The 26,787-nt window shown below is 43.8% G+C and carries 18 protein-coding genes; 6 read left to right on the forward strand and 12 right to left on the reverse strand.

Translation table 11 applies throughout. The features are described 5' to 3' along the window. Window positions 1–19: 19 nt before the first annotated feature. On the forward strand, window positions 20–2,326 hold the full coding sequence (locus K0625_RS00635; RefSeq protein ID WP_220107895.1) for a M14 family zinc carboxypeptidase: 2,307 nt from the start codon (window positions 20–22) through the stop codon (window positions 2,324–2,326). A gap of 92 nt (window positions 2,327–2,418) precedes the next feature. Here the strand turns inward: K0625_RS00635 and K0625_RS00640 are convergent, their stop codons facing one another. After that, the gene (locus tag K0625_RS00640; protein WP_220107896.1) at window positions 2,419–3,063 is read right to left on the reverse strand and encodes an MBL fold metallo-hydrolase; all 645 of its coding nucleotides are present in this window, start codon (window positions 3,061–3,063) and stop codon (window positions 2,419–2,421) included. Between the two features lie 191 nt (window positions 3,064–3,254). On the opposite strand from K0625_RS00640, the gene K0625_RS00645 reads away from it, so the two are divergent. Then, the gene (locus K0625_RS00645) at window positions 3,255–4,550 is read left to right on the forward strand and encodes an alpha/beta fold hydrolase (protein WP_220107897.1); all 1,296 of its coding nucleotides are present in this window, start codon (window positions 3,255–3,257) and stop codon (window positions 4,548–4,550) included. Window positions 4,551–5,357: 807 nt separating this feature from the next. On the opposite strand, the gene K0625_RS00650 is transcribed toward K0625_RS00645, so the two are convergent. The 4 genes from K0625_RS00650 to K0625_RS00665 all read right to left on the reverse strand — a co-directional run bounded on the left by K0625_RS00650 (window position 5,358) and on the right by K0625_RS00665 (window position 9,670). Further along, window positions 5,358–5,915 carry a hypothetical protein gene (locus K0625_RS00650; protein WP_220107898.1) on the reverse strand — a complete coding sequence of 186 codons (558 nt, stop codon included), beginning with the start codon at window positions 5,913–5,915 and terminating at the stop codon, window positions 5,358–5,360. Window positions 5,916–6,013: 98 nt separating this feature from the next. Beyond that, window positions 6,014–6,409, reverse strand: a complete 396-nt coding sequence (locus tag K0625_RS00655; RefSeq protein ID WP_220107899.1) for a hypothetical protein — start codon at window positions 6,407–6,409, stop codon at window positions 6,014–6,016. Window positions 6,410–7,802: 1,393 nt separating this feature from the next. Beyond that, a complete protein-coding gene (locus K0625_RS00660) occupies window positions 7,803–8,612 on the reverse strand; it encodes a RecX family transcriptional regulator (protein WP_220107900.1) in 810 nt (269 codons plus the stop codon). 83 nt (window positions 8,613–8,695) lie between these two features. Beyond that, window positions 8,696–9,670 carry an AraC family transcriptional regulator gene (locus K0625_RS00665; RefSeq protein WP_220107901.1) on the reverse strand — a complete coding sequence of 325 codons (975 nt, stop codon included), beginning with the start codon at window positions 9,668–9,670 and terminating at the stop codon, window positions 8,696–8,698. A gap of 338 nt (window positions 9,671–10,008) precedes the next feature. On the opposite strand from K0625_RS00665, the gene K0625_RS00670 reads away from it, so the two are divergent. Then, a complete protein-coding gene (locus K0625_RS00670; RefSeq protein WP_220107902.1) occupies window positions 10,009–11,085 on the forward strand; it encodes a DUF4331 family protein in 1,077 nt (358 codons plus the stop codon). A 62-nt stretch (window positions 11,086–11,147) separates the two neighbouring features. On the opposite strand, the gene K0625_RS00675 is transcribed toward K0625_RS00670, so the two are convergent. The 4 genes from K0625_RS00675 to K0625_RS00690 all read right to left on the reverse strand — a co-directional run bounded on the left by K0625_RS00675 (window position 11,148) and on the right by K0625_RS00690 (window position 15,676). Then, complete coding sequence (locus K0625_RS00675) at window positions 11,148–11,483, reverse strand: hypothetical protein (protein ID WP_220107903.1); 336 nt, start codon at window positions 11,481–11,483, stop codon at window positions 11,148–11,150. Between the two features lie 467 nt (window positions 11,484–11,950). Beyond that, window positions 11,951–12,343: a cytochrome c3 family protein gene (locus tag K0625_RS00680; RefSeq protein ID WP_220107904.1), complete on the reverse strand. Its 393-nt coding sequence runs from the start codon at window positions 12,341–12,343 to the stop codon at window positions 11,951–11,953. A gap of 68 nt (window positions 12,344–12,411) precedes the next feature. Continuing rightward, window positions 12,412–14,055 carry an HAL/PAL/TAL family ammonia-lyase gene (locus K0625_RS00685; protein WP_220108169.1) on the reverse strand — a complete coding sequence of 548 codons (1,644 nt, stop codon included), beginning with the start codon at window positions 14,053–14,055 and terminating at the stop codon, window positions 12,412–12,414. Between the two features lie 61 nt (window positions 14,056–14,116). Further along, on the reverse strand, window positions 14,117–15,676 hold the full coding sequence (locus K0625_RS00690) for a flavocytochrome c (RefSeq protein WP_220107905.1): 1,560 nt from the start codon (window positions 15,674–15,676) through the stop codon (window positions 14,117–14,119). A 194-nt stretch (window positions 15,677–15,870) separates the two neighbouring features. Here K0625_RS00690 and K0625_RS00695 point away from each other — a divergent pair, with 194 nt between their 5' ends. Further along, a complete protein-coding gene (locus tag K0625_RS00695) occupies window positions 15,871–17,397 on the forward strand; it encodes a sigma-54 interaction domain-containing protein (RefSeq protein WP_220107906.1) in 1,527 nt (508 codons plus the stop codon). Window positions 17,398–17,469: 72 nt separating this feature from the next. On the opposite strand, the gene K0625_RS00700 is transcribed toward K0625_RS00695, so the two are convergent. Together K0625_RS00700 and K0625_RS00705 are read right to left on the reverse strand one after the other, a co-directional pair. Continuing rightward, window positions 17,470–18,627 carry a porin gene (locus K0625_RS00700; protein WP_220107907.1) on the reverse strand — a complete coding sequence of 386 codons (1,158 nt, stop codon included), beginning with the start codon at window positions 18,625–18,627 and terminating at the stop codon, window positions 17,470–17,472. 311 nt (window positions 18,628–18,938) lie between these two features. Beyond that, window positions 18,939–20,930 (reverse strand): DNA topoisomerase III, encoded by a 1,992-nt coding sequence (locus K0625_RS00705; protein ID WP_220107908.1) that lies wholly within the window; start codon window positions 20,928–20,930, stop codon window positions 18,939–18,941. 158 nt (window positions 20,931–21,088) lie between these two features. Between K0625_RS00705 and K0625_RS00710 the strand changes: the two genes are divergently transcribed. Then, a complete protein-coding gene (locus K0625_RS00710; RefSeq protein ID WP_220107909.1) occupies window positions 21,089–21,355 on the forward strand; it encodes a hypothetical protein in 267 nt (88 codons plus the stop codon). 48 nt (window positions 21,356–21,403) lie between these two features. Here K0625_RS00710 and K0625_RS00715 read toward each other — a convergent pair whose 3' ends face one another. Continuing rightward, on the reverse strand, window positions 21,404–22,516 hold the full coding sequence (locus tag K0625_RS00715; RefSeq protein WP_220107910.1) for an HD-GYP domain-containing protein: 1,113 nt from the start codon (window positions 22,514–22,516) through the stop codon (window positions 21,404–21,406). A gap of 238 nt (window positions 22,517–22,754) precedes the next feature. Between K0625_RS00715 and K0625_RS00720 the strand changes: the two genes are divergently transcribed. After that, window positions 22,755–26,786 carry a PAS domain-containing hybrid sensor histidine kinase/response regulator gene (locus K0625_RS00720; protein ID WP_220107911.1) on the forward strand — a complete coding sequence of 1,344 codons (4,032 nt, stop codon included), beginning with the start codon at window positions 22,755–22,757 and terminating at the stop codon, window positions 26,784–26,786. The last annotated feature ends 1 nt before the right edge of the window (window position 26,787 follow it).

The raw sequence follows: 26,787 nt of genomic DNA on the forward strand, positions 1-26,787 counted from the left end.
AAAGATGGCAGAAATAGCAATGAAAACAGCAGAAAACATCGTACGTTTAACCGCAAGAATGACACTGAGCAGGCTCACCAAAAGCCTCATTATCTCGGGCCTTATCTTTAGCTCTCTCGCTCAATCACAGGCTCTGGCAATAGATAACAGTCAGCAGACCTATAAAATCACCTTTGCCGATGAGCGCACTTTCCTAAAGGCGAACATCACACTGCACAACGAGAAGATAAAAACCGATCCAACGCAGCGAGCAATTTGGGTGCCCTTATCCAGTGATGAGCTCAGCAGAATAAAACCTTTTGCCACCAGCATGGCTAAAGTTGAAGACCCCACCAGCCTCTATCCACAAAAAGTCGCCTCCCAAAACAAGCTCCTATCAGGGATCCCAGGCTATAGCTGTTACCCAACAGTCGAGGAGACTCAAACTGATATCGAGCAGCTCGTGAGCCAACACCCAAACTTTGCCACCATAGAGGACATTGGAGACTCATGGCAAAAACAGGCGGGCAATGGCGGCTATGATCTCAACGTGTTAAAACTCACCAATAGCCAAGTAACAGGCGATAAGCCAAAACTTTTTATCCACGCCGCCATGCACGCAAGGGAGTATGCGACTTCACCTTTGGTATTGCAGTTTGCTAAGAATCTGCTTAATGAACGCGATAGTGATGCTGACAGTCAGTGGCTACTGGATAGACACGAGATCCACCTTTTACTGCATATGAATCCAGACGGGCGTAAACGCGCCGAAGGCGGGCTTTTATGGCGCAAAAACGCCAACCAAAACTACTGTGGCAGTAATCCTAATGCGATAGGAACCGATCTTAACCGTAATTTTAGTTGGGGATGGAATACCGTAGAGCAAGGATCCAGCGGTAATGAGTGTAGCGAGACTTTTCGCGGCCCAAGTGCGGGATCAGAGCCAGAAACCCAAGCGGTAGAAACCTATGTAAGAGCACTATTTGGTGATCACAGGGGACCAAATCGCACCGATGCTGCGCCCGATACTACCCAAGGCCTGCATATCGATGTTCACTCCTACAGTGAGCTCGTACTATGGCCCTGGGGCGGCACAAACACATTAGCCCCCAATGGCGCAGCGATGCGAACACTTGGTAGAAAACTCGCTCGTTTTAACGGCTATATGCCGATGCAAAGTGTTGGACTTTATCCAACAGATGGCACCAGTGACAACCTAAGCTATGGCGAGCTAGGCATTCCCCACATGACCTTCGAGTTAGGCACTGATTTTTTCCAAAGCTGCAGCAGCTATAATAACAAGGTGCTACCGGATAACCTTAAGGCATTAAAGTACGCGGCAAAAATCGTCGAAGCGCCATATCTAATTCCATCGGGGCCCGATATTACCGAGATCAGCAGTGTTGGTCAGCCTCTCAATGCCATTGCACAAAACTATCGAATCACCCTTAAGGTTACCGCATCCGATGACAGGTTCAGCAGACGAGGCGATGCAGAAGCCACTCAAGATATCTCAGAAGTTGCACTCTATATTGATGATGCACCTTGGGATGGCGGTCAGGCAACACTGCTTAGTGCCTCTGACGGATCATTTGATGAGAAAACTGAGCAAGGTGAGCTTGAGATCAACGCCAATGATTTAAGCTTAGGTCAGCACACCCTCTACCTAAAAGCCAAAGATACCAGTGGTCAATGGGGCGCACTCTCGGCGCAGTTCATTCAGGTTATCCCAGCGCAAACAAACCAAGCTCCACAGGCAAATTTTAGCTATCAATGTGATGAGTTTACCTGCCAATTTGATGCCACTAGCAGTGCCGACCCTGAGGGAGATAGCCTAAGCTACGCGTGGCAGTTGGGCGCAGGCACAAGTAGCGAGCCTCAACTCAGTTATCAGTTTTCCAGCAGTGAACTGACCGATAATAAGGTTGAAGTAACCTTGACAGTAAGCGACCCTCAAGGTCTAAGCCATAGTAAAACTCAACATTTAACCTTAGGTGTTAATCAAGCTCCGCAAGCCAGCTTTATCGCCAATTGCACACACTTAGCCTGTCAACTCGATGCGAGCGCCAGCTCAGATCCCGACGCGGATACACTCAGTTACCAGTGGCAACTGGGTGATGGAAACAGCAGTGATAAACTGCAACTCACACACAGCTATACCCAAGCCGGAACCTATAACATAGTACTTACGGTCAGTGATGGTAAAACAGATAACAGCTCAGAGAAAAGTGTCACAGTAACGGTAGCCCCAACTCCCGAACCCAGTGAAAACGGTAGCTCAGGAGGTGCAATTGGATTATTCAGTTTTTTACTGCTGGCACTTGGGGTAAGACGACGGACGAGATAGAGGCTCTAATTTAGAGTTAAGCGGGAGGAGGCCCTCTCCCGCTTTAAAACTATCCGAAAGCGAGTCAAAAGCTAATCAAAACCAATCAAAAACTAACCGAAGAGTTGATCCGCCACAAATGGGTTTTGATCTCGCTCAGAGCCGAAGGTCGAAATAGGTCCGTGGCCAGGAATAAACTCCACATCCCTGCCCAGTGGCCACAGCTTTTTAGTGATCGATGAAATTAGATCATCATGGTTCGATTGTGGAAAATCGGTTCGACCAACGGAGCCATGAAACAACACATCTCCCACCCAAGCGGTTTTCGCCTTCTTACAGAAAAACACCACATGCCCAGGTGTATGGCCAGGGCAATGTAATACTTGAAGTGTTAAATTTCCGATAGTGACACTATCTCCATCCTCTAAATATTGCGTAGAGGTGAAGGGCTCGCATGCCTTTAAGCCAAAATGCTGACTCTGTTCAACTAAATTATCGAGCCAAAAGGTATCAGCCTTATGGGGGCCAATAATCGGAATATTTAGCTGTTCAGAAAGTAGTTTAGCGCCACCGACATGATCAATATGACCATGAGTCAAAAAGACTTTTTCTAGAGAGACACCCAGTTTTTTGACCTCACTCAAAATACGGTCAATATCACCACCGGGATCGATCACAGCGGCTTTCATGGTCTCGTCACACCACACAAGGCTGCAGTTTTGCTGAAATGGGGTGACAGGAATGATCTGATACTTCATTAGTAGGCCTACATACAATGGCTGAATTTAATTTTTATTAACCTAAGAGATTACGACAACTCAGAGGAATACTCTAATAACTCTTGCTAAAAATTCACACTAACTTGATCTCAACGGCTAAAAAGGCATTTGGAGCTAGCAATTTTTTTGTATACAATCTAATCATAAAACGTTAGCCCCTTAGGACCACCATGAAACCTGAACTCTCCCTTGCCGGTTTGTCAGCGCGTAAACACACCTTCACCTTGCCGCTCAACTATGATGATCCACAAGGTAAAAAGATCCAAGTGTTTGCCAGAGAGCTACTCTCAAATGACATAAACACAGATTCAAACGAACGCCCTTTTCTCGTCTTCTTTCAAGGTGGCCCAGGTTTTGGCGCTATCAGGCCAGCAGCTAACAGTGGCTGGATAAAGCGCGCCTTAACAGAGTTCAGAGTTCTGCTGTTAGATCAGCGTGGCACAGGACTTTCGACCCCTGTCAGCTATTTAAGTTTGGCCCACTTTAACTCAGAACTGCAAGCCGAGTACTTGTCGCATTTTAGAGCCGATAACATCATACGTGATGCAGAAGCTATCCGTGAACAGCTCTGTCCAGGGCAAAAGTGGAGCATTCTCGGTCAAAGTTTCGGTGGATTTTGTGTCCTGAAATACCTCAATGATGCCCCAGAGGGCGTTAAAGAGGCTTATATCACAGGGGGAGTTCCTTCGCTGACCCGTACAGCCGATGAGGTATATCAAGCCACTTACCAAAGAGTACTGGCTAAAAACCGCGATTTCTTCACCCGTTTTAGTGACGCCCAAGAGTTAGTTACCCAGATGGCCGAACATCTCACACACCACGAAGTGCGCATCGCGACTGGTGAGCGACTAACCGTCGAGATGTTACAGCTACTAGGAATCAATATCGGCATGGAGCAAGGTCCAGAGTCTGTTTACTACCTGCTTGAACATGCGCTAATAGAGACAGATTTAGGCACCCATGTAAACCCACTCTTCCTCGCTCACTTCTGCCATTTATTAGACTTTAACACTAACCCAATTTTTGCTCTGCTCCATGAAAGCATCTACTGCCAACGCAGTGCATCAAATTGGTCAGCGCAGCGAGTTCGCGCTCAATATGATGAGTTTAACTACGAGTTTGGCAAGCCTTTTCTCTTCACCGGAGAGATGGTCTACCCCTGGTTTTTTGAGCAGTTTACTAACTTAAAGCCCCTAAAACACGCAGCGAACCTATTAGCGACTAAGAATAATTGGCCAACGCTTTATAACTTGGACACTTTAGCCAACAACCAAGTCCCGGTAGCCGCCGCCATCTACAGCGAAGATATGTTTGTCGAGATGCGCTACAGCTTGGAAACCGCCAAGCAGGTCGGAAACCTGAAATACTGGTTAACCTCAGAGTATGAACACAACGGTATCCGCATGGATGGCGAGCATATTCTCGATAAGCTAATAGCGCTTAATCGAGGTGAGCAGTTGCGTTAGTTTATTCATACAACAAGATGTTTGAACTTGCCTGATAACAAGATTTTGGAACTTGTGTGATAACAAGTTTCAAATATCTTTTATTGAGTTCGGTTCATGGAGCTGGTTTGGTGTTTGGTTAGTTGTTGGATACCATGACTTTATTGATGTTTATTGCTTGCAGCAGGTGGCGTGCTGGATACACCAATGTCGTGAAGGCAGGATGCCTAGGAACGACCTCACATGTAGCTACTTCTGTGGGACGCTGTGAAGTCATCCCTGACCGCTCTACGGTTTCATCCTTGAAACCAAAGCCCACAGCTGCATCTACATCGATTTAACCATCTCTTCGAGTTAGACTCTTTTGTAACTAACTTTTGGACAAAAGCTTGCTGTCTTGTGTGATAACAAGTTTCAAATATCTTTTATTGAGTTCGGTTCATGGAGCTGGTTTGGTGTTTGGTTAGCCAACTGTAAATTATTATTTCAATTCAACTAATTGCTTTCTGCAAGCTTACTTGTAACCACTCTAGTAAACCTAACATTGATTAGATAAAGTATCTTAGTTCATTCAACATTTCAGTAGTACTTCAAGGTCTGATTTCAGTCGACTTTTATATTAAATAACAAGACTATATAGGTAACTTAGCTTATTTTACTCTGACCCCAAATAGCGCTAAAAACAAGCAACACAAAGCTGACAAAATAGCACTCAAAATGAATAATTCTACAGCCTCAACGCCTCATTAAGAGGCAATAAAATAGTTGGCTAGAATAAGCGACGAAGGAGCAAAATCCAACTGTATTTTGTCCTTGTTTAACAGCTTGTTATAACCCGACAACACTCCATTCCTCGACTAAATATCCGTAATTTGATTGCTTACTAATAAGCTTAAGTTCTACTGAATTACTGATGTGATTATATACATCATCATCAATGCAAAATTTAATTCCAATCGTCCCACCCCCTAGCGCTTCTGATTCAAGGTACTTATGACACCACGTTCTTGAATTAGTAACATAAACAACTTCAGCCTCTACAATTGTTGGTTCTAAGGGGGTACCTATTAAAGATGTTAATATTTTCCCTACGCCTGAAGAAAATGCAATATTACCGAAAAATAGAGCTAATAAAGGAATAACAGAAAGAGTAATAAATAAATTAAGAATCCACTTAATTGAGTACCGCTTTGTTTTATTCTTAGGTAACCAAACGAAGAATTGATATCTAAAGCAATAAACTGAAATAATTGCAGCAGAAACTATTCCTAATAGGCTCAAAAATGGATTTTTGTTTGGCCTAAAATCCTGCCCCATACCGACAATAAACAAAATAATAACCAACGGTATTATCAAGTACAGTGCAAATTTGTCAAATTTAAGCAAGACTTCCCCTAGGGTTATAACGCCTGCAAGCACGGGCGAGCGAAGAATGAGCGAGTCCAGCACAGCTTGCTGTGCGGTTGTGCCTTGCTTTGTTATGTTTAGTCACTATATGGTTCCAGTTTATTTTGAGCATATTTTAATAGCTCTTCTAAAGTAGTGCCTGAGTAATTTCCTAGATCAGGGTCAGGCTCAAAACTAGATAAATCACCTAAAACCGCACCAGCGCAGGTTTTACGAATGGATTCTTTTGACTCTTGTTCGATCTCGATGATAATTTCAAGTGCTGATAGGATTGCAGGGTAGTAAGTTCCAGCATGATTATTTCCAATAGAAAATAAAAGTTTATCTCCAACATCATTTGCTTCAGATGGGTTCTCTAGATATAGCAAGGACAATAACGCTGGCGTGACAGTATCAGGGTCATAGTACTCTGGACCACAGTACTGCGACCAATCGATACTCTCCAATTTATTTATTATCGATTCAGTATTCATACTTTCCTTGGAACATAACATTTTAATATACGGCGTGCGCGTTTTGCCAAGCCATGTTGAAAAAGCGTGCACAGTAAAAAGCCTGAAAAAATCATTAATAACAGCTTATTAAACCTTTACGCTTAAGATTGTGTCCAATACACCTAGGGAGAAAAGTGAGTCGCACACTTTTCTTTCCGGTTATCTGAACTTTTCATGAACGCACACTTACATCTTACTGAATTTACGCCTATTTCTCTTTTCACTCAATAGCAAACCGTGAACTGATTGCACAAAACTTAGAGATAAACCGCACAAAACCGATACTACTGTATAAAAGTGCAAACACTGATGAACTAAGAGGTTGTCGTTAGACGGAACCCATGCCTTTCTAATTGATAAGAAAAAGTATTACAAAGAGGTTAGTGCTGCATAGAACAAATTACCGGAGATAACGCATAAAGAGGCAAAAATCAGTTACGAAACCCAACCTAGTAAAGCTAAATCGAAGAGGTAAATGAACAGGTGTAGGTGCGGCTGCGAGTTTCGGTTTCAAGGATGAAACCGTAAAGCGGCCATGGATGGCTTCACAGCGTCTCGCAGAAGTAACTACACATTCCCCCGCTGGAGGCGATAGGTAACCATAAAGGTACGACCTTCAAACAGACCACCAAATAACAAAACAACTGAATATTAATCAACAAATGTAATCAGCCTTCATTTGAACGCTAGCCAATTTTGGTGTAAAAATCAGTTTCAAATTCCAACCAAGTAAAACTAAATCGAAGAGAAAAATTAGCAAGTGCAGATGCGGCTGTGACCGTCCGTGGCATGGCCGTTCTATGACATCCATGTCATCACGGCATTTGTGAATCCGTTCACATCAGATGTCACGGTCGAGACTATAGGGATATACTTGTGTCGTGTCACAGAAGTAACTGCACATTCCCCGCTGGGAAGCAATAGATAACAATGAAGCTCAGACTTTCAACTACTCACCCAATACACATTTAGCTAAAAACTCTGAGACTGGATCCTGAAGCTAGTTCAGGATGACGGTCAAAGAAGAAATTTGCAGCGAAAGTTCAATCAACACTCAAATTAACACCAAAAAATGTAATCAATCTTCATTAGAAGGTTAGCCAATTTTGGTGTAAAAATCAGTTTCAAATTCCAACCAAATAAAGCCAAATCGAAGAGATTAATAAATGGGTGTAGATGCGTCTGCGAGCTTCCAAAACAGGGATGTTTTGTAGAGCCACATGGAGGTGTTTACGGCGTCTCGCAGAAGTGTCTGCACGTAAGCACACTGCAAGTGATAAACAATCCAGAAGGTATGACCTTCAACAACCTAGCCAATACAAAAAAGTGAAATGAACCAACTCAAGAAATGTAATAAGCCTTCATTCGAAGGCTACTCGTCATCAAGTTTCATCGCCTCTTTAATCTCATCACTGCCAAAGCCTTTACGGGAAAGGTAAGCGTAAGCTTTGGATTTCTCTTTATAATCCGATAGATCATAGCGTTTTTTTGCCAGCTCATTTTTGCAGCTTTGATAGAGATCCAGATCCCCTGCAAGTGTTAATTGGTAAAGGATTTGTTCAAAATCACTCACATCGATCAATCGCTGCTTTAGCTCCTGCAGTATCAATGTTTCACCTTTGCCTTTATTAGCAAGTTTGATGATCTCTGTTGCCAGATCAGCTTCATCGGCCTTTACGGCTAATTTACTACGCAGTGTGTCACGCTCTGGGTGTTGAGATAAAGCATGGTCTATCTCGACTCGAGAGAAGCCTTTTGAAGTCATCTGCGTGTAAACTTTCTCCTTGTTGGTGCCGTGAAAGTTATCAAAGCGACTTAAAAGCCTAGATGTCGCCATCTCAAACCCATCAATATTTTGTTCATCCATCACTTGCTCTATCGCGGCATCAACCTCATCAGCTGGAATACCACGCAGCGGTAATTTACGCCTTATAGCTCCTGCACCGAGTTCATGACTAAAGGCAAGCTCGCAATAGCGAAGAGCAAAATCAAAGTTACTTTTCAGGTAACCACTCTCGATTAACTTAGCCAGTACAGTGTCAATCCACTCTTGATTATCAGTTTTACGTTCAAGCTTAATGCGGATCTCATTGATGGTGAAATCTTGCTGACTAAGATGCCAATAAGCACTATTAAAAACATTATCGATAGTTTTGGCTTGGCGTAATGGTGGACGCTGCATAACAAATTGATCTTAAGTTAAAAGTCTCCAAACGAGTGTAACAGATCCTCGAAGCTGAGTAGGCACTAAGGTTAACCTTATATTCAGCGCTTAGTGACTTTGCCTGGACTGATCCCCACTATCTTCTTAAATGCCTTACCAAATGACGCTTCCGATTTATAGCCTACCTGTTCGGCAATACTCAGCATAGAGAGTTCCCCCTCAGCAAGCAGCCCGTAGGCGATGTGCATGCGCCATTGACTTAGATAAGCCAGTGGCGTCATACCTATGATAGATTGAAAGCGATTAGCAAAAGAGGTGCGCGACATAGAGACTGCACGACCTAAGGACTCCACAGTCCAAGCTCTCCCAGGATCTTGATGGATCAAGCTCAATGCGTGGCTGAGCTTATCATCACCTAAAGCCTGAAAGTAACCAGGCGTATTTCGCTGATGCCTCATATGCCAACGCAATAGCTGGATCACCAATACTTCAGTAAGACGATCCACAACCACGGCATTACCAGGCTGAAGCGAGCGAGACTCATAGGCAAGGGTTTTGACTAGGTGATTAAGCCAAGCAAGTTCTGGCTCCTCCTCTGTTTTGATATGCAACATGGAGGGCAGATCACGCAATAGAGGCAAACGAGTATCAGTTTGATACTGAAAGTAGCCGCACAAGAGTGTCACCACACTCTGTCCATCGGTAAAGGGACTCCTGTTCGACCTTATCTTCTCTAGCACTTCGCCTCCTGACATGAGTTGACTGTCCGGCTGCTCACTCACTTGATGGGGGGAGCCTGTGGGAAACGCAATAATATCACCGGTCGACAGAAAAATAGGCGTGGTTAACTCCTCAGTCATCAACCAGGCACTACCGCGTATCACCACATGAAATGTGCCGCACTCGGCCTGAGGCTCATCGATCCCCCATGGGGATGAGAACTCAGCGCAATAATAGCTGCTTGCGTATAACCGAATCATGCGCAGTACATCGGAAAGTACGTCTAAGTATGGTGCCTCTTCTACGGTGAGATCCCTCACACCATTAAGCTCAAGATTGCTGTTGGTCATGTTCATATAGAGATCCCCTCCCCCAGTGTCAGACACAGAATGTACGATCAGACATAAAAGATACCCTATACATCATGGATAGTCCGAAAAATATCCCAAATAATGATGTTTATGTAACTTATGCCATACAGGACTCATTTTGAACTAACCACGAAATATGCTTTGAGCCAAAAAGCACCACACCTTAAAGGTCTTGCTTAACGCGACAAGGCAGCACAAATATCCAAAATAGATGAACATGAATAGATAAAGGTGTTTAATATAACCCTGCAAGCCAGTTATTGATTTTGTTGTTCAGTAGCGTCTAAGGGAAATACTTTAAACAACTCAATAAGGAATATGACATGCCCGCTTATATCAACAGATTAAAAATAGGATTAATAACCAGTGCATTAGTTTTACTGACAGGCATTGCCTTTCAGATGACACCTGTCTTTGCTAGCCACCACTTTGAAAGTGAGTTATCAATCAAATATCCGCAGTTTGATTTGACTGATATGTTTGTCTTTGAGTCTGAAAAGAGTGGTTATACCGCCTTTATGATGAACATCAACCCAACAACCGGTAAAGACGGCAGTGCCGCTTTCGGTGAAAATGGCGTATATAACTTTCATATCGCCAGCGATAAGGCGTTTAAAAAAGCAGGGATGACAATTACAGCCTATCTGGATAAAGGTAAATTAGTCTTCGGCATAGCCGATGGTGCTAATCAAGCGGTAGGAACCAAAGGCAAGGAGTTTGGTAGAGCAAGCGTAGGAAAAGAAGCTAAATTTAACAACGGCATACGAGTCTGGTCAGGCGCAGCACACGACACCTTTGTCGGTAACTCTGAAGGCATTATTGGCTTTATGACAAAACTGCTTGGAGAGGGCCAATTGGCACTGTCATCTTTTGATAAAGGCGTCGATCTTTTTAAAGACTTTCAGAGCAGCGTCATTCTTGTTGAGATCCCCAACAAGATGCTGCCTAAGCAGATTTATGTTTATGCCAGCACAGCTATGTACAATGTGGATCAGTGGGTACAGGTGAACAGACTCGCTCATCCCCTAATGACACATATGTTTATGGTCAATAATAAGATGGAGATATCTGAGCATACTCAACACCGCCCAGACTCAGACTCGACTCGGGCTTATGCGGTTTCCGGCACAGTGTTGCGCGCGGTGACGCTCGATAAAAAGCTGCCAAATCCGGTTGAATACGCTGACTCTGTTGCAGCAAAACTGCTCCCCGATATGATCCCATACAGCGTGGGAACAGAAGCGGCTTACACATTCGAGAAGATCAATGGTCGTAAACCCAGTGATGATGCGATGGATGCAGCACTCAGCATCTTTGTCGGCAGAAAGGTCAGCGACAATGCTAATACCTTTAATCGTCACCCTACGCAGTTTCCCTATGTGAAGCCAGTTAAGAAGTAAAACTGAATCTTTAAAGGTCCATAAGCAGAAACACAAAAGCCTTCATTCGAAGGCTTTTTTCACTATTTTACAAAGTTACTCTCGCGAGCATATTTCAGCGCGGCATCACACAACTTCATACTCTGCTCTTTATCTGCGGCTTGAAACTGAGCTACATATTTATCTAAGTTAGCCGATGTTTCTGGGGTCATAATCATCTCATCTATGCCAGCGTCTCTATGTGCAGACATAGAGCGATTGACTATCGTCCCCTCAATCACCATCTCATTTTCACTGTAGAATGTACTGCACATCATTAAACTTGCCATTCCAATAGCGTCATCAGTTTCTAACGTATCAGCCATAGCTGAGCCTGCAAATACACAACTGACAAGACCTGCTAAGAATATTTTTTTCATCCAAACTTCACCCTTTATCTTTTCATCATACCGATGCTTAATTGACTGATATTTAAGCTTATCTCTATTTTTTATATAAGCTTTCATAACGCCTCATCGCAGATTATCACGACCGATAAACATAGGAATGTTAGCCTGCGCAACTTAATAAATAATCAGTGAATTTTTGAGTTCTACATCACTGAAAATCAGAGGGTTTATCTCAAAAACTTGATACAGATAAACAAGTTCGCAGCCAAAAATTCAATCCCACTCTCTTTTCCCAGTTAACCAAGCGCAAACTATCAAAAGATCAGTTCAAAATGGGGACATAGATTTTTTAAATATGGGATGAGGTGAAGAGACTCTTTTGCGCTTACTGAGCTAAGATAAAAATACCGCACCCAAAACGAGACGTTAGATGCGGCTCCTTAGTACTATATTTTTAATGGAAGCTTAGTACTAAGGTAAGGCAGACTTTCACTTAATTAGCGTTTCATATCTGGGTATTCAAACTCATGACATTGGTTGCAGTAAACCTTGCTCTCCTTGTGCTCTTGATGACAGTAACTACACGCAAGCTCAGTACCGTAATGCAGGCTGTCATGAGGGTTTGGCTCCACACTGTGGCCTGCATCTGCTGGGCGTTTAGTTAGCTCGGCTACATCATCTGATGTACCATGGCAGGCTTCACACGCACTCACCTCAGGTATGGTTTTACGCTTGGCATCACCATGACAGGCCGCGCACTCAACCTTGCCATCGTCACCTGTCATAATCTCCTGATGATACTCTTTTAATTTCATCGCATTGGCAGCTGGTACCACCAAGGCAAAAGCGATAAACAGTGTTAGTGATAGAGCTGATAAATTTTTAAACATCTTACAATCCTGCTTTTATAGGGGAGATGACTCCCCTGAAGTATCTTAGAAGTGTGTGATAAAGCGGTTTAATAGTTCATGATAAAATCATGAGACGCTTTAATATCCGGAGTGAAGGAACGGTCTACTTTCACAAAAGGCACCTGCTTGCGGTAGGAGCGATACATAGCTTTTGTCGCCTTACCTTGTTTAAGCTTGGGATTAGCCAACATACGTAAATCAACAGCCTGAGTAGAGTGAAGCAGCTCTAAGCCATACATCATATTGGTGTTATCGACAATTTGAATTAAGTTGTCTGATGCAAACTTAAGGTTAGTAAAGGTATCTTCGATATTACCCGCAATCGCGATGCCATCAAATGACACAGGATTGGCCAACATCTTGTTTCTAACCTGCATATCAACAAAGGTCTTCTGGATAGCGCCGAATGCGTGGCCGTTATTACCTGGCGCACTTAAAAAGCGCGGCAGATGAGTAAAGTGATCATCAGAGAGATGAATTGTGCGCATCGCACTGTTATGGGATAGATGAGTCAGCGCTATGCTTAACTGCTGAGTCGCTAACGCCACAGGAAGTGGCTCGAAATTAGTGGTAGGAAATACTCCCCCTTTACCTTCAACGAGGTATTTGCCGACCTGAGAGTGTTGAGCAAACTCACTACCTGCACCCATCACGACAGCTGGGTTATCGTCTGAATGATTGATCTGTATCTCAATCACTTTACCTAAGTCGGCTAATGCGTCCTTTGCGCTGGCCAAGGTGTAAGCTGTAGTGCGATAACTTAATGGATCTTGCAAGGAGCGCTCACCATCAATATCCCACAGATAGCTACCATCTAGCTCAGTTAAGATCTCAGACGTGGCCTCTTTAACATGAGGAAATGGGCGAATATTGTTGGTTTGTGGCAAAAATGGTGCAATATTTCCGTTTAAGCCCTCTAGGCTTAGCCCAAATACCGTAGGTGTAACCTCAATCAATTTAGCTGCATCACGGTAGCCTTTCATCGCATAACTCACCGCCACCGAGTTGTTCGACAAAATAGAGAGCGCGTCTTTACCAACAGGATCAAGCGGCTTTATCCCTTCCGCTTTCATGGCACTGGCACTGCTGACTCGCTTGCCTTTATAGATCACATCCCACTCACCTATCATGGCAAGCCCGACATGGGATGAGAGTAGAATATCCGCCTCACCAACGGTACCACGCGACGGAATAACCGGCGTTATCCCTTCATTCAAATATGCCTGATATAGCTCGGCCACATAGGGCTGAACTCCCGTATGCCCCGATAAGATAGTGTTTAATCTTACCGCCAAGGCTACTCGGGTTAATCGCACTGGCATCGCCTCACCAATCCCAGCGCTGTGAGCTCTCAATGTACTGTAGTTAAATGATTTAGACGCTTTAATCACTTCATCACTTAGCTCTCCATTTGCGGAGAAAAGTTTATGATCCTTGTTAAGACCCACTCCGACAGTTAACCCATACACAGGTTTACCCAACCGAGCCGCATCCATCAACAATGAGTGTGCCTTTCCTAGCTGCTTTTTAGCTTGAGCAGCTATTTTCACCTCTGCACCATCGGCAATCGCCCACGCTTGATCTTGTGTCAGGTGTTGGCCATCGAGCACAACACTGTTCATCGCCATTGCGCTGCCTGAAAGCAGGCTAAAGACTGCAGCTGCCAATACCATCTGTTTGCTATTATTCATCATCTTTTCCATTACGCTTTTGAAAGCGATTAAATTTCGATTAGATCCAAGAGCGTATTTCCTAAGACTCAAGTAACCTGATCCTTTGAGCCTCAGAACAGATCCGTCCTGCATTCCGGCCTGTGACGACACCTTCTGCCACCGCGCAAGCTCCGAGACGGCTAGCACCATGAATTCCACCAGTCGCTTCACCTGCAGCAAACAAGCCCTCAATGGGTTTATCTGTCACTAGATGAAGAACTTGTGAATGGGTATTGACCCGAACACCTCCCATGCAATAGTGCACTTTTGGCCACATACGCACCCCGTACCAAGGGCCCTGCTCTAACTTCATCGCCTTTTGCATAGGGCGGCCAAACTCACCATCTTTTCCCGCTGCTACCGCCTTGTTCCAGCGCGCAACCTGAGCGATTAATGCTTTGGCGGGAATACCGTAGAGCTTGGCTAGCTCATCTAATGTTTCAGCCTTCTGGATCACCTTGTACTTAAGTCCCCAATCTAAGGTTTGTGCGTCCTTTGCCCCTTCGGCGTTAGTGAAACCTATCGGATAAACAGGATGACCTTTATCGTCACGGCGAGTCATGATGGCGTCAGCACGAGCTTTACGGTCGGCCAATTCATTGAAGAATCGTTCACCCGTGCGAGAATCAACCACAATGCCACTTGGGTATGTCGCAATAGTGTTGAATTGAGATGCGGTGCCAAAGCCTTTCTCGTCGGGAGAAGCCCAAGGACCGAGCTGAATTTGATCTAAATGAATGGGATTAGCACCAATCAACATCATCTGCTTGAGCGCTTCTGAGGTCGCACCAGCGTGGTTGGTCGAGTCCAGTTCACTGTTCATTTCTGGCTGCTGCATCTGGCGATATTCGATATCACGGCCAAAACCACCTGTCGCCATGATCACGCCTTTTCTAGCCCCTAAATTGCGCATCTTACCTGTTCGCTCTTTCGGAAAATAATATCCTTCACGAACTTGAACCCCGATCACGCGTCCTTCATCATTTTTGATAAAAGATTCGAGCTTGGTCTGTTTTCTCATATGGATGCCCTGCTTTTTCGCCGCACTCACTAAGGGACGAATAATGCCTGCACCAGAGCTTTCAACGGTTTGCAACACACGAGGAATAGAGTGTCCACCAAAGTGCTGCACAAAGGGTTTCCACTTAACACCATGCTCTGTCAACCATTCGCAAGACTCAGCCGTGCCATTACACACAAGCTTAAGCATCTCAACATCATTCATGCCGCGGCCAGACTCCAACATGTCAGCCACCATAGTGTCGACCGAGTCCTCTATCCCCTCTCTCTTTTGCAAAGGAGAACCCGCTACCGCCATCGCCCCTCCATTAATGGTTGAGTTACCACCAAACACCGGCATTTTGTCGATCACCATGACACTGGCTCCCGACTCACGCGCCTGAAGTGCGGCTGACATCCCCGCAAATCCGCTACCAACAACGATGACGTCGACAACCTCATCGAACATCACCTTTTCATCTGACACGCAGGCGGCTGAAGCTGCTCCCGCAACGACACTCCCAATGCCTGCAACGGCCATGGCAGCGCCACCTTTCAGTAGTTGACGCCGACTCTGGTTCAATCCTTTTTCATCACTCATTCTCTATCACCCTTAACAGCTTGAATGCTTAAAACCTGACGGCATTCACCGCCTGTTTGATAAACATAAGAGTGCAGCGGCCATGCCAACTACCTAAAAAGGGATGAGCTATAGGGAATTTATGAACAGGGACACAGAATCACGATATATAATGATCTACAATCACGAAACTTCGTGATAACTATGAAATATCAATGGAAAAGAAACTCTATTACGACGCCACTCAGGAACTATGTAGCAGCCTAGATCTAGAGATTTCTCTACAGCGCTACTTCGAAATAGTGAAGCAACACATCCCCATTGATGGGATCTACCTCAATATCTATAGACCTGAATTCAGTGATATACAGTTTCTAGCTCACGTAAACGAGCAACAAGCCAGCGCGCTTAATACCCAGATCCAGATCTCAGCAGAGATGGAGGACACACTTCGGCAATCCGATAGACCAATAATAAAAATAGTGAATGATATTCATCAGGATATGGTGACAAAGTTTGTCGCCCCTAAAGTCATACCTGAAATAAAATCACTTATTTTACTGCGTATGGTCTCTGGGAATACTCATTTAGGTATAGTTGGTTTCTATTCGAAAACGGCAAGCGTATTTCGCACTAAGCATGCTGATATGATTGCGCCTCACATGCATACTTTCTCCTTGATAACCGCGTTCAATCTCAAAGATAGAAATCTGTTAAAAGCGAATCAAAGCTTAACCGAGCAAAACCGCTCTCTAAAACGCGCCATCTTTACCCCTAATGGTGTTGTCGGAGGTGAAGCTGGACTCAATAAAGTGATGCAGCAGGTAAAAGCCATAGCTAAGCTTAATACTACGGTCCTGTTACAGGGTGAAACTGGCAGCGGTAAAGAGGTGATTGCTAATGCAGTGCATGAGCTCTCTCCTCGAGTCGAGCGTCCCTTTATCAAGGTCAACTGCGGCGCAATTCCTGAGAGCCTGATAGACTCAGAGCTCTTTGGTTACGAGAAAGGTGCTTTTACAGGAGCTGAACATCGTAAAGAGGGACATTTTGAGCAGGCAAACGGTGGGACAATCTTTCTCGATGAGATAGGTGAGCTGCCTCTCTCCGCTCAAGTTAGGCTGTTACGTGTCTTGCAAAACAGTACCATCACCCGTGTAGGCGGCTATGAGAATGTTCAACTGGATATTCGTGTGATTGCCGCGACCCACAGAAACCTAAAAGCCATGGTCCACAAGGGGGAGTTTCGTGAAGATCTCTGGTACCGTTTAGCCATTTTTCCCATCGAGATCCCCTCACTGCGTCAACGCAGATCAGACATTCCTCTGCTGGTACAGCACTTTCTGGAACTGCTTTGCGCAAAGCTTAACTTAAATAAGCTTCCAAGAGTCTCACCTGAGCAGCTTGAAAGTCTCAACCAATATCAGTGGCCAGGTAATGTCAGGGAGCTTATCAATGTGATCGAAAGAGCGATGATTCAATCACCTGAAGGGCCACTGAATTTTGATTTCCTCCATGTAAAACAAGAGGGAGAAGTTGAGATAAAATCGGGGGAAACCATAGTGGTGGACCCTAGCCATGCATCGGATAAACTTGTGCCACTAGACACCATGATCTCTAAATATATTGCCCATGCGATGCGGATAACGGGTGGAAAACTCTATGGCACAGGTGGAGCTGCTGAGCTTTTGGATATCAACCCAAACACGCTTAAGAGTAAAATGAAAAAGCTGGGATTGTGTTAGTATTACTTTGCTTATCAAGAGACAAAAAAATCCACCTTCATAGAAGATGGATTTTTACTTTAAAAGCATCCACTAAAAGAAGTAGCGTATACCAACTGCATAGTTATTATCTTGCAGGACTTCGAAGCTCTTATCATCCATCTCACTGAAATCAATCTTGGCCTCAACGAACATAACTGTATCTCTGCTATAACGGTAATGTAGACCTAGCACAGCAAATTGACGAGTCCACTGACCCTGTATCGCCTTAGTCTCATCTGTGTCTAAGTCCTGATATGAAATCAGGAAGCTAGGAACGAATCCATTCTCGTATTGGTAAGCAATGAGGAACTCTCCCCCTGTTGAGTCATAAAGCTGCCCAGCAACCAGCTCATTTTGCTTACTCTGATGAGCGTTGAAACCAACATATAAACCATCGGCTTCACGGTTCGGTGCATATTGATAAAATGAGCCATACTGCGCACCAATACCGATAATTTCGTTAGTGTCATCCACATCAACACCGGCTAGATTCCCCTCAAAATCACCACGATTAAATCCAGCAAGTACCTTAAACTTATCGCTGAAGTGATAAGTTAAACTCGCACCATAACTCGTATCAAAGCTCACATGAGAACCATCATCAATGGCCATTCCATCTTTATCAAAAAGCGCGACATCCCCATTTTGTTTCGCGGCATACTGAACGGCAATGTCGAGACTGCCTAAGGAGTTACGGTAGATAAAAGCTGAATCGGCACGCCCTGCACCAGTTAACCCACCATCACCAAATGTATAAGCCCCCACAGAATAACCAGTAAAGACATTCAGCACATCTGTGGTATATGCCACATCGTAGTATGCGCCCCACTGTTTACCAAACGTAAGAGTTCCCCACCTATCATGGGAGAGTCCTACATAACCTAATCGGTTAAAAAGAAAGTCTGAGTTTTTTTCAGCGCCAAGCTGGCCGCCCTCATAGGTGAGACTGTCATCACTGGTGACCATGTTGATCCCCCACTCTGTATGAGCAAAGCTACGCCAACCGTTTTTTTCCTGACGATCGAACCGAAAGCCGATGCGAGAAAAATTGTCTACCACAGCGGTATCAGAGCCATCATTGAGTGCTGCAAAACCTAGCCAGCCCATCATGTTGATACTGTTCTGGTCATCTTTGTAGATCTCGGCGGCCTGTGCAGTGCCTGTAGCCAACAGCGTTGGAATTAACAAGGCTAAAATCTTCTTATTCATTACATCTATCCCTTAGCAGTATTGTTATCTATTTGAGTTATGTACTCAATTGACTGAGATAAAGCAGTGAGTGTGCCAAGGAGGGAAAAGAGAAGAGTTTGCACTCTATTTATGATGTTGATCGCTAAACCACGAGATATCGTTAACACTATTCTTGATATTTCGTGGTCAATTTTAAATATCGTTTTAACAAAAGATCTTAAGGTCAATCTTCATCTAACACCAATCAGTATAAGTCATGAGATGAAAGAGCCTCAGTGAAAAACAGGAGTGAGGCAGGTGTTCATGCGAGCAAAAAGTAGACATTAACGCTAACTTGCTTTAACGGTTCTCTTTTTACTTTTCTTCGTCGTGGTGCTCTTTTTACCGTACGTCCTTTTTTTAAAGCTTGATTTAGGAGCTTTAACACCTTGTAACGACGTAGGCAGTTGAGCACCAGCTTGGTTAATAAGCTGAGCAAGAGAGTCTACCAGTGGCGCCATAAAATTAATATATTTGGCCTCTTTGCGGCTAATAGCATCCAAGTTACTCTCCCAAAGTGCAGTCATATCTGGCGTGGTTGCACTCATTGGCAGGCTATTAATCAGCCCCTTTCCGACATCTGTTGCAACAATGGATTTACCACTCCTGCTTAAGTAATTTCGCTTAAACAGCAGTTCAATAATCCCTGCACGTGTGGCCTCAGTACCAAGACCATCGGTGTCTTTTAAAATCTTGCGGATCTCAGGATCGGTAACATAGCGATTTATCCCTGTCATAGCACCGAGCAGAGTCGCATCGGTAAAGTGCTTAGGGGCTTGAGTCTGCTTCTCAATGAGCTCACCTTGACCAGAATGGAGGGCTTGACCCTTTTTAAGCAGAGGTAGCTTTTGCAAAGTGTCTGAGTCATCATCGCTACTGTTGCCAACACTGCTCCCCTTCTCCTCCTGCTTATCACCCTTTCTAACGAAAAGCTGTTTCCACCCTAGGGATTTATCTTGCTTAGCCTTAGTTTTAAACTTGCCTCCCGCAATCTCAACCTCAACCAAGGTTTCATGGTACAGGTAAGGGCCATAAAACTGCGCCAGATACTGGCGAGCCAACTGCAGATATATCTGCCTCTCCCTTGGCGTTAACCCTGTTAAATTTGCCGTTTTCTCTGTGGGAATAATGGCGTGGTGTGCATCCACTTTCTTATCATTCCACGCCTTGGACTTAATTTTAGAGTCAGGCTGTTCTAGCCCTATTACTAACTCGCTTGCCCCACTTAACACAGCTTTAATCACAGAAGGGGCCATCGCAAACTGCTCAGCAGGTAGATACCTGCTATCGGATCTGGGATAGGTGATCAGTTTATGTTTCTCATAGAGCGCCTGACAGGTATCCAATACCTCCTTGGCGCTCATGCCAAAACGCTTAGCAGCATCTATCTGCAAAGATGAAAGATTATAGGGCAGTGGCTGATTCTGCTTCTTATCTTTACTCTCTAGACCCACAACAGAAGCTGGCTGCTCAGTGATCCTGCCAACGACGTTTTGCGCTAGACCTTTAGAGAGCACTCTGCCCTCTTCATCCATATAAGCTTGGCATGCTTCGCTGGGCTGCCATTTCGCCTTAAAGTGTTCATTGTGCTCAGTACTAAGATTGGCTAACACCTCAAAGAAAGGTTTAGAGACGAAACTAGCGATCTCCTCATCACGGCGAACCACTAAACCAAGTAACGGGGTCTGTACACGGCCCACGGAGAGTACACCTTGATAACCGACTTTGCGCCCTTGAATCGTGTATGCCCGTGTCATATTTAATCCGTATAACCAGTCTGCCCGTGAACGGGCTAATGCAGAGGTGGATAGAGGAATAAACTCACGATTACTGCGCATCTGTCCTAAGGCTCTCTTTACCGCTTGTGGATTCAGATCGCTTATCAACAAGCGTTTAGTTTGATGTAATTTATCCCCTTTAACGCCAAAGTGAGCGATCACCTCATCGACCAGAAGTTGACCCTCTCTATCAGGATCTCCCGCATTAACAAGTTGTGAAGCTTGCTTAACTAAGCCTTTTAAAATAGTCAGTTGTGAGCGAGTTTTCGGCTTAGCTTTCATTTTCCAGCTATCAGGAACAATTGGTAGATGCTCAAACTTCCACGATTTAAACTCAGGGTCGTAGGCATCTGGCTCGGCTTGCTCCAGAAGATGGCCAATACACCAGGAAACACAATCTCCATTGGCAGCAATAATGTGCCCGTCACCTTTTTTGTGAGGCTTAGGCAACACGTCGGCAATCGCCCGACCAAGGGAGGGTTTCTCTGCGATATAGAGGATCATAAACAAAACACCGAACACTGTATAAATTACCAGTAACTTTAGCCTAAAGTCTATCTCCCTGCAATGATGAAAGGATCTAATGTAAATTCAATTGAGAATGGTTCTCATTTGAATGATAATCTTTCCAAGATATTCTCTGACTGACGAAAGGACACCTGATGATAGCAACCACTCCCATCTCTGGCAGTAGTCTGAATAACCTACTTCTCTATCATTTTCTGCTTGTTACTGCCGTTGCACTGCTTGTTTTACCTTTTGTAACGGACAACAAAATTTTTGAGTTGATGTTATTACTGACTATGCAGATAGCCCTTACCTGTGTCAGCACCTTAGTAGGATTAAGTATGAAACATAGGCTTAACCGCGGCGCAGTGACATTTTTGTTCGCAGTTTGGATGTTAGTCTGGTGTGTACATGTTAGTTAGCCATGTATTAAGGAGTTAGAACAAAAGAGAGCCTAACTTGTACTCTCTCTAATTTTCATCTCTGTATTTAGATGCAACCTCATAGAAATCGTCTTCAACCTCTAAAAAGGCCTCAATTAACTCTGGATCAAAATGGTTTCCCTTCCCCTCCTTGATAATATTCAATGCGGTTTCATGGGTCATCGCATCTTTGTACACTCGTTTACTAATGAGGGCATCGTACACATCGGCAATCGCCATCATACGGGCACTCAAGGGGATCTCATCTCCAATTAAGCCATCTGGATAACCTGATCCATCCCATTTTTCATGATGGTAATGAGCGATATCCTTAGCGATATGCAAAAATGTATCAGACTGATCCATGTGTTTCTCAGCCGCCTCTAATGATTTAAACCCTAAGTAAGCATGGGTTTTCATCACTTCAAACTCCTCTTTAGTGAGCTTACCAGGCTTTAATAAAATACTGTCCGATATCCCCACTTTACCTATGTCATGTAGAGGCGCGGAGGTATAAAGCTGCTCAATATAGGCGGGAGTTAACATCTCACGATACTGCTCTTTATGGCTAAGCTGGGTCGCGAGTAACTTCACATAGATCTGGGTTCGCTTAATATGAAATCCAGTTTCAGGATCTCGAGTTTCAGCTAGGTTTGCCATAGCAGTAATCGTCACATTTTGGATATTCACCACCTCCTGAGTACGTAGTTTCACTTTACTTTCCAATAACACATTTTGGTTTTTTAAAAAGTCTTTTGAGGCTTTTATCTCTAAGTGAGTCTTTACCCTAGCGAGTAACAAAGGTGGACTAATAGGCTTGCTCAAGTAATCGGCAGCCCCCAGTTCGAATCCCATGGTCTCGTCATCTATACTGGTTTTAGCTGTCAAAAAAATAATGGGGATATCGCAGATACTCTCATCAGCCTTGACACGTCGACAGACCTCATAGCCATCCATCTCGGGCATCATGACATCCAAAAGGATAATATCTACCCCTCCCTTATTAATAATGTTCAGTGCAATCACGCCATTGACGGCCGCTTTAACGTGATAATCATCTTTTAACAGCTCGTGCAGTAAAGTCAGATTATCTGGTGTGTCATCGACTATTAACACTGTCTTCTTATTTTCTTTGATAGAAATATCCCTGCTCGATGTCATTTCAGTTCCACAAGACAATTAAATAAGCCTATTTAAATTATAAGTCTAAAATAAATATTGTACCGAAAAAAAAAGAGCGGGCAGTTCTCCTGTCAGCGATACCGTTTTGGTTGAAAGTAGAGCAAAAATATTCAATTTTTGCTCAGTAATATGGCAAGAGCAGCAATACCCCTGTTAATAGGCTACATGAGGTCAGAAACAGGAAATACGTGCTGAACAGTAACAGGAGGGTAAACTAATGCCTTTGACGAAAGCCCATCTAAGCTACACATCTAAGGCTTTACTTTTACTCATGTTTGTAAGCTTGATTGTCTGTATCACGCTCTCAATTTATAACCAAAAAAATAAACAACATCTCATCGATAGCTACAGTCGTTTAAGCACGACGAATGAATTAATCCACAAATTAAGACTAAGTACTGATCAACAAACAGCATTTTCCAAACTCTACGTATTAACCGGAAATGAACGCTGGTACTCTCTGTTTGAACAGATCATGGCAACCCGTAATGGTACCGCTACCCTGCCCGAAGGAACCTCGCTAACTTACTGGGAAAAAATATTAGATCCGGAATTTGAACTCATTGAATTAGAGAATATTGCCTCTAATGATAGCTTCCCTATCATAGATAAAATGAACAAAATGGGCATACGTGATTATGAGTTGACTCAACTTAGTCTTGCGCTGCAAAAAGCAAATGAGTTAGCGGCTGATGAGCGCCGTGCACTTAAACGTTTAATTGATAATCCAAATGCCAACTCCTATGTAATGACTCAGCTGTTAGGTGTTCAATATCTTAGCGATAGCTCTAAAGTGATGACCACCATAGGCCTTGCCAGCCGAGCATTAAACGAGCGAGCCCAAGAGGAGCTCACACATACAATCAATAAGGGAACACTACTCTTTTCCATGCAGATCCTAAGTTTGATGATATTTGTTGTCAGTATCCTCTGTTTCTTCGTACTGCAATGGCGACTCTATATACATCCTCTCAAAAATATGCAGAAGACAGTGATAAGCCATGTCGCTGAAAACAATTTCAATTTTGTATTGGATGAGAAAACTAAAGGTGAGATGGGGGAGTTCAATAAAGCATTAAACCATGTTCTTAAAAATGTCGCCGGACAGCTAAAGCGTAACTCTCTTTTAAAAGATTTTAGTGTCGTGCTCAGGGGAAAGGAGAATACTCAATCTCTTGGTAAAGATGTAAACCAATTTCTCATCGCCAAATTAAACCTCCCCCTTATTGGGATCTATGTACTCGATGATAATACCTTAGAACGGGTTGCCGGGATCGGCTATAGTGCAGACTCCCCCACATCATACACACATAATGATTCAACCCATAAAAGCATACTTTACGGGCAGGTATATCGACGCTTTAAGAATTTGAAAGATAAATATTCCATAACACTAAACGGCAGTAGCTTATCTTTAGCTGAAATGCACTACTTTCCCCTTATCGTTAATCAGTCTCCGGTAGGTTTGTTAGAGATAGGTACCTTAACACCGCTCGATGACACGGTTGAACATTGGGTAAAAGATGTCATTGACGACTTGGCGATCGGAGTACAGCTGACTCGAAACCTCGAACTGCAAAAGAAAACTGAACTGAAAGTCGTAGAGCAATTAGAGCTAAATCGTCAGATCTTAGATGCGATACCTAACCCTATGTATTACCGCAACGTGAATAGTGAATATATAGGCGTAAATGAGAGCTTCACCTCATTCTTTGGTCTATTTGAAGCAGATATTATCGGCTCCACTCCTAAGGATATCTTCGAAGCTGAAACAGCGCAGCAGTTTGAGGATTCTGAAGCACAACTCCTTGAAAATATAGGCTCCTTGGATTATGAGGCACGCCTAGTCAATGCCGATGGCATCCAAAGAGATGTCATGGTCTATGAAGCCACCTTCTTCTCCACAAAAGGGGATCCTAACGGAGTAGTTGGTCTGCTCTTAGATGTTACAGAGCGTAAACAGATGGAAGTTGAGCTAAGGAAAGCAAAAGAAGCCGCCGACGAGGTCAGTAAAGCCAAAGGAGACTTCCTTGCCAATATGAGCCATGAGATCCGAACTCCAATGAATGCCATTATCGGCATGTCACACCTCGCACTGAACTCAGATCTGAATCCAAAGCAGAGGGGCTATGTCAGTAAAATTGATATGGCCGCAAAATCACTGCTTGGAATTATCAATGATATTTTAGACTTCTCTAAGATGGAAGCCGGTAAACTGGTCACAGAAGATGTTGATTTTAGATTGGATGAAGTACTTGATAATTTGACTAATATCATCGCAGTCAAGGCCGAAGAGAAGGGATTGGAATTTCTGTTTGATATCGACCCTCATATCCCCCTCGCCCTAGTCGGTGATCCTCTACGCATAGGTCAGGTATTGATTAACTTATGTGGTAATGCCATTAAATTTACCGATTCAGGAGAGGTGGTTGTCGGAGTCAAACTATTGGATAAAAATGAAGAGACGCTAAACCTTCAGTTCGATGTTCGCGACTCAGGCATAGGACTATCACAGGAGCAACAGAATAAACTCTTTAAGTCTTTCTCTCAGGCTGATGCATCTATTACTCGTAAATATGGTGGCACAGGATTGGGACTTACCATCTCTAAACGTTTAATAGAGATAATGGGAGGAAAAATCTGGGTAACCAGTGACGAGGGACAGGGCTCCACCTTCTCATTCACACTGGACTGTGGACTGCAAGATGCAAAAATAAAAAGTTACTACAAGCCAATCAAAGATTTAGTCGGCAAACCTGTGTTAGTTGTCGATGATAATGATGTCGCCAGAGATATCTTGGTAAATCTGCTCACCATGATGAAATTCTCACCGTCGGCAGTCAGCAACGGCCAAGAAGCGATATCAGCAGTAGAACATGAAGTTGACTCCCCTTATGAGATCATCTTTATGGATTGGAACATGCCTGGCATTAATGGCATTGAGGCGATCAAACAGATCCGCCAAAAAAAATCTTTAGTTCAACCTAAGATTATTTTGGTTACCGCTTATGGCCGAGAAGTGGGTATGACCGACGACATAGAGCATCTACTCGATGGCATTATTATCAAACCTGTCAACCCATCGATACTTTTCGACTCTATCATGGGAGCCTATGGTATCGAAAGTTTAGGGCTGAAAGAGTCAGGAAAAAATACTCCTACCATAGAGGAAGATACGTTAGACCTAACAGGTAAATCTCTACTTCTGGTTGAGGATAACGAAACAAACCAAGAAGTCGCAATGGGGATGATGGAGCCATTTAATGTCAACATCACGGTCGCTAATCATGGACAAGAGGCACTTGATAAGTTATCAGAACAAACGTTTGACTTGGTGTTAATGGATATGCAGATGCCAGTAATGGATGGCATCACTGCAACAGAGAATATTCGCAAGAACAGCAAATACAAGGACCTACCCATCGTTGCTATGACAGCCAACGCCATGGAGAGTGATGTCAAAAACTGTAAACAGGCAGGCATGGATGATCACATAGGTAAGCCCATTGACTTTATTATACTCAAAGAGAAACTTAGGAAATACATCCTAGGCTCAAAAGAGGTGCTTAATCCACCCACTATAGTCAACGACTCGGCAGAAATAGAGGAGATTGAGAGTGAAGAGCCTCCTAAAGAAGCCGAAACTAAGCTCATCATAGAGGAGATGCCCGGCGTCGACACTGTTTTAGGTATCTCACGGATCGGTGGCAATGAAACAAAGTACTGGGAGATATTGGAGCGATTTATTCAATCCCAAATAGAAGCCATGATCAATCTTAAGCAGGCAATAATCATTAAAGATATTGAGACGGCCACTCGTACAGCCCACTCCCTGCGCGGGGCGGCATCAAACCTCGCAGCACAGACTCTCTCTGACATGGCAAAGGAGATGGAGGATTCACTCAATAATAGTGTTTACCCAGAAGAGATAAAAGTAGACATAGTTATTGAGCATCTGCAAACTCTTAGCGCCTATATAGAGGCGAAAAAGGCACGACAGGATGATGAAGCCATAGAGACTGAGACAGAGCAAAATGAAATTGAGCCCATTGATGACTCACTTCCATTAGATACTCTACTCACTATGATTGATAATTACGACACTCAAGCATTAGAGGAGATACAGAGAGTCAAACAGACCTTAATTAGCCATCAACTCGATTACGGTGCAATCGAAAAAGCGATTGAAAATTTTGACTTCGACAAAGCCAAAGAACTGACTGAAAAGTTAACAGGAACCAATAGCTAGA

Origin of the sequence: Shewanella nanhaiensis, assembly GCF_019457885.1 — a bacterium.
In the GTDB taxonomy this organism is placed as follows: domain Bacteria; phylum Pseudomonadota; class Gammaproteobacteria; order Enterobacterales; family Shewanellaceae; genus Shewanella; species Shewanella nanhaiensis.

What these genes read in the sequence shown, in the direction of transcription:
- K0625_RS00705 (WP_220107908.1), bottom strand. Translation starts at nt 20,930, where the DNA reads ATGATCCTCTATATCGCAGAGAAACCCTCCCTTGGTCGGGCGATTGCC.
- K0625_RS00720 (WP_220107911.1), top strand. Translation starts at nt 22,755, where the DNA reads ATGCCTTTGACGAAAGCCCATCTAAGCTACACATCTAAGGCTTTACTT.
- K0625_RS00645 (WP_220107897.1), top strand. Translation starts at nt 3,255, where the DNA reads ATGAAACCTGAACTCTCCCTTGCCGGTTTGTCAGCGCGTAAACACACC.
- K0625_RS00660 (WP_220107900.1), bottom strand. Translation starts at nt 8,612, where the DNA reads ATGCAGCGTCCACCATTACGCCAAGCCAAAACTATCGATAATGTTTTT.
- K0625_RS00640 (WP_220107896.1), bottom strand. Translation starts at nt 3,063, where the DNA reads ATGAAGTATCAGATCATTCCTGTCACCCCATTTCAGCAAAACTGCAGC.
- K0625_RS00670 (WP_220107902.1), top strand. Translation starts at nt 10,009, where the DNA reads ATGCCCGCTTATATCAACAGATTAAAAATAGGATTAATAACCAGTGCA.
- K0625_RS00680 (WP_220107904.1), bottom strand. Translation starts at nt 12,343, where the DNA reads ATGTTTAAAAATTTATCAGCTCTATCACTAACACTGTTTATCGCTTTT.
- K0625_RS00655 (WP_220107899.1), bottom strand. Translation starts at nt 6,409, where the DNA reads ATGAATACTGAATCGATAATAAATAAATTGGAGAGTATCGATTGGTCG.
- K0625_RS00700 (WP_220107907.1), bottom strand. Translation starts at nt 18,627, where the DNA reads ATGAATAAGAAGATTTTAGCCTTGTTAATTCCAACGCTGTTGGCTACA.
- K0625_RS00710 (WP_220107909.1), top strand. Translation starts at nt 21,089, where the DNA reads ATGATAGCAACCACTCCCATCTCTGGCAGTAGTCTGAATAACCTACTT.
- K0625_RS00635 (WP_220107895.1), top strand. Translation starts at nt 20, where the DNA reads ATGAAAACAGCAGAAAACATCGTACGTTTAACCGCAAGAATGACACTG.
- K0625_RS00665 (WP_220107901.1), bottom strand. Translation starts at nt 9,670, where the DNA reads ATGAACATGACCAACAGCAATCTTGAGCTTAATGGTGTGAGGGATCTC.
- K0625_RS00685 (WP_220108169.1), bottom strand. Translation starts at nt 14,055, where the DNA reads ATGAATAATAGCAAACAGATGGTATTGGCAGCTGCAGTCTTTAGCCTG.
- K0625_RS00695 (WP_220107906.1), top strand. Translation starts at nt 15,871, where the DNA reads ATGGAAAAGAAACTCTATTACGACGCCACTCAGGAACTATGTAGCAGC.
- K0625_RS00675 (WP_220107903.1), bottom strand. Translation starts at nt 11,483, where the DNA reads ATGAAAAAAATATTCTTAGCAGGTCTTGTCAGTTGTGTATTTGCAGGC.
- K0625_RS00690 (WP_220107905.1), bottom strand. Translation starts at nt 15,676, where the DNA reads ATGAGTGATGAAAAAGGATTGAACCAGAGTCGGCGTCAACTACTGAAA.
- K0625_RS00715 (WP_220107910.1), bottom strand. Translation starts at nt 22,516, where the DNA reads ATGACATCGAGCAGGGATATTTCTATCAAAGAAAATAAGAAGACAGTG.